Source organism: Parafrankia sp. BMG5.11, from assembly GCF_004337455.1.
Map to the genome: position 1 here is coordinate 1 of NZ_SJXI01000166.1, position 1,716 is coordinate 1,716.

1 protein-coding gene is annotated in these 1,716 nt (G+C 69.1%); it reads left to right on the top strand.

Features of this window, described 5'->3' with window-relative positions:
* Nucleotides 1-95: 95 nt before the first annotated feature.
* Nucleotides 96-1,670 carry an IS1182 family transposase gene (locus E0504_RS48630; protein WP_131627964.1) on the top strand — a complete coding sequence of 525 codons (1,575 nt, stop codon included), beginning with the start codon at nucleotides 96-98 and terminating at the stop codon, nucleotides 1,668-1,670.
* Nucleotides 1,671-1,716 lie beyond the last annotated feature (46 nt).

The window sequence follows — 1,716 nt, forward strand, 5'->3', positions numbered from 1 at the left end:
CTAGAGCGCCGGTCAGGTAGCCGTGTGTGACCTGTGGTAGGCAGCAGCGGTTGGTGGGCGCTCGGTGCCCATCTCTGATCGGGAGGTGCTGGCTGATGCGTCCTGGGGTGTGGCGTCCACCGGTGGAACCCTCGACTGCGGAGCAGACCGTGATCAGGTTGGTGCGGCGGGCGAAGCTGTTCGTGTTCCTGCGCCGGTATCGCCATGAGCTGTTCGACGAGGCGTTCCAGACCGAACTCGCCGAGGTCTACCGCGACAGTGCGAAAGGGCAGCCGCCGGTCCCACCGGCGCAGTTGGCGTTGGCGCTGATCCTGCAGGCCTACACCGGTGTCTCCGACGACGAGGTGATCGAGGCGACGGTGATGGACCGGCGCTGGCAGCTGGTCCTGGACTGTCTGGACACCGACCGGCCCCCGTTCTCCAAGGGCACCCTGGTCGGCTTCCGCACCCGGATGATCGCTGCTGGGTGGGACCGGCGGCTGATCGAACGCACCATCGAGATCGCCACGGTGAGCGGGGGGTTCGGGCCGCGGGCGTTACGGGCGGCGTTGGACTCCAGCCCGCTGTGGGGTGCTGGCCGGGTCGAGGACACCCCGAACATGATGGGACACGCCCTGCGCAAGGCCCTGGGTGTGATCGCGGTCCAGCAGGGGTGGGGGCTGGCCGAGGGAACCACCGTCCTGGCCGGCCGGGTCGGCGCGCCGATCCTGACCGGATCCAGTCTCAAAGCCGCCCTGGACGCAGACTGGGACGACCCCGACCAGCGGGACCACGCGCTGGCGATGGTGCTGGCCGCACTGGACGCGGTGGAGACGTTCGTGACTGCCCAGCAGGACGTCCTCCCGGCGGCCGAGGCCGCCGTCGCGGTGGCCCGTCAGGTCCGCGACCAGGACGTCGAGACCACTCCGGCCGGCGTGGCACGGCTGCGCCACGGGGTGGCGCGCAACCGGCGGATCAGCGTGGAAGACCCGGACATGGCCCACGGCCGCAAATCCCGCTCCACCCTGATCGACGGATACAAACGCCACGTGGTCACCGACCTGGACACCGGGCTGGTCCCCGCGGTCGGGCTCACCCCCGCCAACGTTCCGGAAGCCACCGTGACCGACACGATCATCGACGACCTGGCCGCCGGGAACCTCACCCTCGCCGAGCTGCACATCGACCGGGCCTACCTGTCCTCCACCCTGGTCCGCGACCGCGACGAACACCTGGAGATCTTCTGCAAGGCCTGGCGGGTACGTAACACCACCGGCCGGTATGACAAGACCGCGTTCACCCTGGACTTCGACCATGGCCAGCTCACCTGCCCGGCCGGGACGGTCATGGCGTTCACCCCCGGCCGCACCGTCCGTTTCCCCGCACAGGTCTGCACCTCCTGCCCCCTGCACGACCGGTGCACCACCAGCAGCCGCGGGCGCAGCGTGAGCATCCACCCCGACGAAGCCCTCCTGGCTGAACTCCGCAAACGCCAGGCGACACCAACCGGCCGCGCCCGGCTACGCGAACGCACCAAGGTCGAACACACCCTCGCCCACGTCGGCCACTGGCAAGGCCGCCGCGCTCGCTACCACGGACAGCGCAAGAACCTGTTCGACCTACGCCGCACCGCCGTCGTCCACAACCTCCACGTCATCGCCCGCCACAGGAACGATCAACAGGCAGCCTGACTACCTGACCGGCGCTCTAGGCGTCCTGGATTGGGTTTTTTTTTTT

Bases quoted from the DNA above. Each gene is read 5' to 3' on its own strand.
- E0504_RS48630 (WP_131627964.1), top strand. From the start codon at position 96: ATGCGTCCTGGGGTGTGGCGTCCACCGGTGGAACCCTCGACTGCGGAG.